Source organism: Corynebacterium sp. LK14 (assembly GCF_008042215.1).
GTDB classification, from domain to species: Bacteria; Actinomycetota; Actinomycetes; order Mycobacteriales; family Mycobacteriaceae; genus Corynebacterium; species Corynebacterium striatum.
In genome coordinates this window covers 75,739-82,445 of record NZ_NOVQ01000001.1, presented here as the reverse complement: position 1 = coordinate 82,445, position 6,707 = coordinate 75,739, and the positions used below count along the sequence as shown (strand labels likewise).

The 6,707-nt window shown below is 57.7% G+C and carries 6 protein-coding genes and 1 pseudogene; 3 read left to right on the top strand and 4 right to left on the bottom strand.

Annotated features, from left to right (window positions below; translation table 11 throughout):
• Window positions 1-64 precede the first annotated feature (64 nt).
• A pseudogene (locus tag CHU71_RS00445) lies at window positions 65-242 on the top strand (IS256 family transposase); the annotation flags it as partial.
• A gap of 592 nt (window positions 243-834) precedes the next feature.
• On the opposite strand, the gene bioD reads toward CHU71_RS00445, so the two are convergent.
• Window positions 835-1,482 (bottom strand): dethiobiotin synthase, encoded by a 648-nt coding sequence (gene bioD / locus CHU71_RS00435; RefSeq protein ID WP_147759851.1) that lies wholly within the window; start codon window positions 1,480-1,482, stop codon window positions 835-837.
• Entirely contained in the window at window positions 1,479-2,720 is a 1,242-nt protein-coding gene (locus tag CHU71_RS00430; protein WP_147759850.1) for an adenosylmethionine--8-amino-7-oxononanoate transaminase, read from the bottom strand. Before CHU71_RS00430 ends, bioD begins: the two co-directional genes overlap by 4 nt.
• 34 nt (window positions 2,721-2,754) lie before the next feature.
• Here CHU71_RS00430 and CHU71_RS00425 point away from each other — a divergent pair, with 34 nt between their 5' ends.
• Together CHU71_RS00425 and CHU71_RS00420 are read left to right on the top strand one after the other, a co-directional pair.
• On the top strand, window positions 2,755-4,149 hold the full coding sequence (locus CHU71_RS00425) for a peptide MFS transporter (protein WP_147759849.1): 1,395 nt from the start codon (window positions 2,755-2,757) through the stop codon (window positions 4,147-4,149).
• 14 nt (window positions 4,150-4,163) lie between these two features.
• The gene (locus CHU71_RS00420) at window positions 4,164-4,841 is read left to right on the top strand and encodes a hypothetical protein (protein ID WP_147759848.1); all 678 of its coding nucleotides are present in this window, start codon (window positions 4,164-4,166) and stop codon (window positions 4,839-4,841) included.
• Here the strand turns inward: CHU71_RS00420 and CHU71_RS00415 are convergent.
• Window positions 4,810-6,021: an FtsX-like permease family protein gene (locus CHU71_RS00415; protein ID WP_147759847.1), complete on the bottom strand. Its 1,212-nt coding sequence runs from the start codon at window positions 6,019-6,021 to the stop codon at window positions 4,810-4,812. The two genes, CHU71_RS00420 and CHU71_RS00415, sit on opposite strands and share 32 nt — an antisense overlap.
• Complete coding sequence (locus tag CHU71_RS00410; protein WP_147759846.1) at window positions 6,005-6,601, bottom strand: ABC transporter ATP-binding protein; 597 nt, start codon at window positions 6,599-6,601, stop codon at window positions 6,005-6,007. The genes CHU71_RS00415 and CHU71_RS00410 overlap by 17 nt, the downstream gene beginning before the upstream one ends.
• Window positions 6,602-6,707: the final 106 nt, after the last annotated feature.

Below are 6,707 nucleotides of genomic sequence, written 5' to 3'. Positions count from 1 at the left end.
AGACCCGATCCCGGCTAACCGATCACCGACGATTCGAAAGAACTCATACACCACATCCGCGGACTTGACCTTGATGATCTGCAATATTGAAGACAAACGCGCAGCTAAACGTGCAAAACAAGGTAAACGGGCCACCGCTTCAGCTAGCCGGCTCGTTGAAGGCGGAAAGGTTTTCAGGGTGGAAACAAGCCATCAACCAAATGGCCGTCGCCTACCCCGAACGCTTCGACCAATACCTCTAAGAAATCACTCCCACACACAAACAACTTGATATGCTCTGACTTTACCTTTTAGAAAGTGCTTCTAAGGCCCCGCAGATAATTGCTGGAAGGGATAGCGAATGCTGTACATGGTTCCGGGTGCTTTGGCCGGAGGGCTAGTTTACGCAATTCTCCTAGTGCTCAGCTGGGTTATCAGCGTCATTTCTGCGCGGAGATATCGGCTTGGTGCGCATGGCCGATTCATTGTTTATTCTCTCATTGCTGTGGGCTCCATGATCTTTTTGGTTGTGGCCGGAGGCGGAGGCAACTGGGCTACCCATATGCAGGCGAGTGGTTACATTTTGGCTGGCTGTATCTTGAGTGTCATAGACAGCAAGACTGTTCCAGGGGATGAGGAGACCGAGTCATGAAAGTCCCGGCTCGCATCAAAAACACTGGATAAACGGTGGTTTTTGTGCCTTTTGCCACGACCTACCTTGTCGTTGATGGTGAAGAGAAAGATTGGCGTCGGGATTCGCTACGTGAAGAATCCGCAGCTGTGGGGCTATAGGTCAAGCGTTCTAGGCCCCGAGCAGTTGGATGAAAAAGACCCTTTCCGGTTGCGTGGGCCGATCTAAATGCCGCCCAAGAGATCCCACTGCGCTGCTTGGGCGCAGAATTCCTCCTTGCTTAACGAACCTGCGCCGGTAGGAATACAGCCGAGCAGTGGCACGCCGGTCACCTTGGGAAGCTCCGCGATATTGAGGCGAGTGGCGAGGTCCGGCTCTTGTGGCAGCATGCCGCCAACCAGCCCTTTGATGTGAATGCCACGGGCGCGGGCAGCTTCCACGGTGAGCTCAGCGGCGTTGAGGCTGCCCAACATCAAGCTGGTGACTATGAAAAGCTCGGCGCCGAGGTCACGGGCGACGTCGGCAAGCGTGAAGCCATCCGCGAGCCGAACCAGCAGGCCGCCCGCGCCCTCCACGAGTACGACGTCTGCATCGATGCTGCGAATCCACGCCAGCACCTCCTCTTTTTCGGCCTGCGCTAATCCCGCGCGCCGGGCAGAAAGGTTCGGCGCTAGAGGCTCCGGATAGTGCTTGAATTGCCGGGATTCCACGCCGGTAAGGCGTGTGACCGTGGCGCAATCGCTCGTATTGCCGGTTTGTAGCGGTTTCGCCACCACCACATGCTTGCCCGCCGCCTGATACTGCGCGGCTAGAGCCGCCGTGGCGATGGTCTTTCCCACATCTGTATTGGTTCCGGTGATGCAATAAATCATGCGATCTCCCCGGCGGCAACGACGGCGCGGCAAATGCGCGCTACTTCCTCATCGGTACAGATATATGGCGGCATCGTGTAGATGAGCCTGCCGAAGGGGCGTAGCCAGACGCCTTCTTCAAGGGCCGCCGCGGTGGTCGCTTCCATGTCCACGTCATGGTCCATTTCCAGTACACCGATGGCGCCGCGCACGCGGGTGATGCCGGGGGCGTCGCTAAGCCCTGCGCGTAAACCTTGCTCAATGCGTGCGACGTCCGCGTGCCAGGTGCCTTCTGCAATCATGGCGGTGGACTCGGCCGCCACCGCGCAGGACAGGGGATTGGCCATGAACGTCGGCCCATGCATCAATGCGCGTGGCTGCATCGTCTCCGCCACCTTTTGCGTGGCCAGGGTTGCTGCCAACGAGACAAACCCGCCTGTTAGTGCCTTGCCCACGCACATGATATCGGGCGTGATTCCTGCCGCCTGCGTCATGAAGAGCTCACCTGCGCGACCAAACCCGGTGGCGATTTCATCCGCGATGAGCAAGATTCCGTGCTTATCGCATAGCTCCCGCACGCCTGCGACCAGCTCTAGGTCGTGGAAGCGCATTCCGCCCGCGCCCTGCACGCCGGGTTCGATGATGACCGCGGCGACTTCTTCGGTGATAAAGGACTCGAACATATTCAAGTATTCCGTCCGCTGCTTAGCCGAGGCGCCTTCCGTGGGCGGAGCTGGGGCAAAGATCTGCTCGGCAAGGATGCCCTTCCACATAGAGTGCATGCCGCCTTCCGGATCGCACACGCTCATCGCGGCGAAGGTATCGCCGTGATAGCCCGAGCGCCAGGTCAAAAGCTTGGTGCGGCCGGGCGGCGAGCACTGCAGCGCCATCTTTACCGCCACTTCCACCGCGACGGATCCGGAATCGGAGTAGAAGACCTGCGCGTACTGGTGGTTGGTCAACTCCAGGAGGTTTGCGGTAAGCCGCGCTGCCGGTTCGTGAGTAAGTCCGCCGAACATGACGTGGCTGAACCTATCGATCTGATCCTTCGCCGCCGCCACCAACCGCGGGTGCGAATGGCCGTGGCATGCCGCCCACCAGGAGCTCATGCCGTCGATGACGCGTTGGCCATTTGCGAGTTCTAAATAGGCACCATCGGTGCGCAGTACCTGCAAGGCTGGCGCGCCGGGCGCAGCATAGGGGTGCCAGATGTGGGTGGAGTCGATCGCAGCGACTTGAACATTGTTCAATAAAGGCATGGAATTATCTCTACCACAGCTATAATCTCATTTCATGACTATAATTGAACAACGTTCAAGACTGGGTGTAGCTCCCGCGCTGCCAGCCATCGCTGGCGTGGAAATGTGGGAGCGATTCAGCTTCTACGGCATGCAAGCCATCCTGGTCTATTACCTCTATGACCACACGGCTGGCCTGGGGCTGGAGCAAAGTGAGGCCACCGCATTGGTAGGTGCTTATGGCGCGATGCTCTACTTATTCACCTTCGCCGGCGGGTGGGTTTCTGATCGCGTTCTGGGCGCTGAACGCACCTTGCTAGCCGGCGCCGCGCTGCTTATCGGCGGCCATCTCTCGCTTTCCCTAATTCCCGGGTTCGTGGGCCTCTTCGCCGGGCTTTTCCCCTTGGCGCTGGGCTCCGGGTTGCTCAAGACCGCAGCGATCACCGTTTTAGGCGCGGCATTTCCGACGTCCGCGGGACCGCCTTTCCAAATCTTCTACCTAGGCATCAACATCGGCGCTTTCTTGGGGCCCATGCTGACCGGCTGGCTGGCTGAGACCCGTGGCTTTCACGTGGGCTTCGGCGCCGCGGCGTTGCTCATGGTCGTGGGCTGCGTGAACTATTTGGCGTTACGCGGGCGAATGCTCGGTAGTCTCAGCGCTAAATCCCGCGAGTTTATTACCCAGCCCGCAAACCCTGCTGAGCCGCAGACACAGCTCAAGGTACTTATCGCCTCCGTACTGGTTATCGTCGCTGCGGTGTGGGGCTTGAGAAATCCCGATCGTTTGGCTTATGTGCTGCTCATAGCCACGGTCGCAACCGCCCTTGGGCTCTTTGTCACCGTGCTCACCTCGCCACGGGTAAGTGCTGCAGAAAGACAAAAAGTACGAGCTTTCATTCCGCTATTTATTGCGTCAACTACGTATTGGACGCTGCAGTCCCAGGCCTATGGCGTCTTTGCCGTTTATTCAGAGCAGCGCCTAGATCGCACCATCGCTGGCTTTGAAGTGCCCGCTGCTTGGACGCAGTCCCTCAACCCTCTTTTTATCTTGGTATTTACCTTTCCCATCGCCCGCCTTTTAACCAAACACCGCAACCGTAACCACCTCATGGGCGGCGGACTCGCGTTGGCGGGCATGGGAATGCTGGTGTTGGTTCCCTTTACCGGGGCAAGTTCGGTTCCGTTCCTAGCGCTTGCAGGCTGCATCCTGTTTATGAGCTTGGGCGAGCTTTTCATTGGCCCCATCGGAATGGCTGCCACTGCGATCCACGCGCCGGCTGCCTTTGCCACACGCTTTTCCGCGTTGTTCTTTCTTTCCTTGGCTATCGGAACTTCTCTAGCAGGCAGTTTGTCCACCCTCTATTCCCCAGAAACGGAGCTTTATTACCTCATTGTGGTGGGACTAGTGCCGGTGATTGTTGGCGGCGCCATTTATAAAAGCAAGCAGTGAAGTATCTTGAAATCATGAGGAAATTCGTTGCTGTTTCGAGTGCTCTAGCTGTAGTTGCGGTGAGCGTTGCCGGTTGTTCACCGGAATCCGCAAGCGATTCTCCGAAGCCGGTCTTCCGTGCGACCACCGAACAACAAACCGAGTCCACAGAACAGACCCAGCAGCAAGCAGACCCGCAGCCGGTAGTAACCGAAACGGTAACTGCGGAAAACAAAGAAGATGAAGAGGAAAAGTGCGCGGACGGCGGCTCTGATTTGCAGAAGCGATTCGCCAACGGCGCAAAGGGTGTCCTCAATACGAATGAAGATGATTTCAAGTTCCACTACACGGTCATTGACGGCGCCTATGATCCGTGCGCGGAGATTAGCTACGCTGTACTGAGTGGCGCCTTAGGTGACGAAAACGGTCCTGCCGGAACGGGTGCATCAATCGCAGACGGAATCCTCATTTGGTCCGAGGGCGAATTGGTCGGCGGCCACGGTATCACCGCCAGTTCCGTGGAAGAAGCTTCCATGGTGGGAGACGATGAAATCGAGCTCACCGTGGGCAATCGCGGACGTACTACCGCAGAGGGAATTACCGAAACCGCACGCGTGCGCCTAGAGGTTGAAGATGGTCAACTAGTCCCAGTTGGCGGAGACATTGAGCAGTACAAGTCCTTCACGGACGGACATGTGCAGTTGTATCCCTAAAGTTTGTGGCCAACCCGCATTTGAAGCCGGAAAGGCCTATAAACATCACGCAGGCTTGCACAAGTAACGCCTGCCACCAGAAGCCGGTGAGCGCGTATTCTCCTGTCATCTCGTGGTTCATGAGCAAGACGATGAAGAGCGTGAGCGCGGACAGTAATCCCGTCGTGGTTGCTGTCAGCGCGAAGGCTTCACCGATTTGTACCTGGAAAATGCTGTTCCTGGCAGCGCCCGCCAAAGTTAGCGCCCCTGCGTCGTGAGCGATCCGCTTGCGCATTAACAGCGAAGTGGTAAACGCCGCCATCACGCTCGGCGCGATCGTCGGCCCGAGTATCACTACGAACACCTGCCACGGCGACATCGTAAACTCCTCTTCCATGCTCAACATGGCGCGGAGACCTGAGCCCACGGCGATGATGAGGCCGCCGAATAAGATCCACGGCATGATATGTGGTGCGGTGAAGTTGCTGCGTACGCGCACGTTCGCGCCAGCGATGCCGAGAGGTCGGGTCCACTGCATAAGCAGTGGCAACATCCATGGAATCAGGAATGCGAACAAGGGGATAAGGCCCAAACACGCGGACATTGCATCTGTCGGATCGTCGATCAAGGTGCAGGCAAATAAGATCCCAGCGCCGAGGATGAAGGCGAGTGCGCATTTAGCGGCCGCCCACCGTGGTGTACCTGAACGGTAGATGCGCCTTAATGACAAAAATCCACCCAGTACTGCGGCAAGTACGCAGACCGCACTAGCTAGCACAACACCGCCCATCGTCACGGAGATACCGTCCACTCGAATGTTGTCGCGGTGGAAAGCGTCGAGGGCGAAGTCCGTGAGAAATGTAGCGCAAAAGGCACCAGGAATCGCACCGCACGCAGAGACCGCCACAATCTGACCCAGCACGAGTACAAAGATGAGCCAATTGGGCATGCCCACCATGCGCCAGCTCCGGTAGATGTGGATGTGCTCGTCGATGATGAGCTTCATCTGCGAGAAAATGACGAGAATATTGGAGCAGATAGCCAGCCCGAGGATGGTTCCGCCCAGAGAAGTTGTGTCATCACCGGTTGCGTTAATGAGCGCTACGGCGAGCGAGAATCCCATTCCGGAGATAAAACACGTCAGCGCCACCGCCAGCCAGGAAGGCCAATTGCTGTGCAGATCCTTAAGCCATACGGACATGGTGTTCCTCCAGCTTGTAGATGCGATCGGCCTTCGCGGCGGCCGCGTGCGAGTGGGTGACCATTACCACCGTGCTGGGTACGCGGACGAGATGATCCATGACCACGTCCGCCGTGTCGTCGTCCAACGCGCCGGTGGGCTCGTCGGCGAAGATGAAGGGGGCGTCGGCAAGCAATGCTCGCGCCACCGCGACGCGTTGCTGCTGTCCGCCCGAAAGCTGTGCCGGTAAGCGCTTTTCCAGCCCGCCGATGCCCAAGCTCTCAAAGGTCTGGTGCAGCTTCGCCGGGCTGCATTTACGGCCGGAGAACTTCGCCGTAAGTTCCGCGTTCTGCTGGGCGTTAAGCGATTCCAGGAGGTTATAGTCTTGGAACACGAAAGCGCGGTGCTTGCGCCCCGGTGCATTTATCTTGCCGGTTGTAGGTTTGTCGAGGCCAGAAAGCAGGCTGAGGAGCGTTGACTTGCCACTGCCGGAAGGGCCCATGATGGCCACGAACTCGCCCGATTCAATGCGCAGCGAGAGGTGGTCTAGCACCAGATTCTTGCCGTATTTCTTCGTGAGATTTTTCGCGATGAGTGTCATGCTTTCGATTTCACGTTGAAAGGCGCAGTGTCTCGATGGGGGAGACTCCCAGAAATTTAGGGGAGCTAGCTCCACTGCGTGTGTCCGAGGTACGGATTAGGGTTGT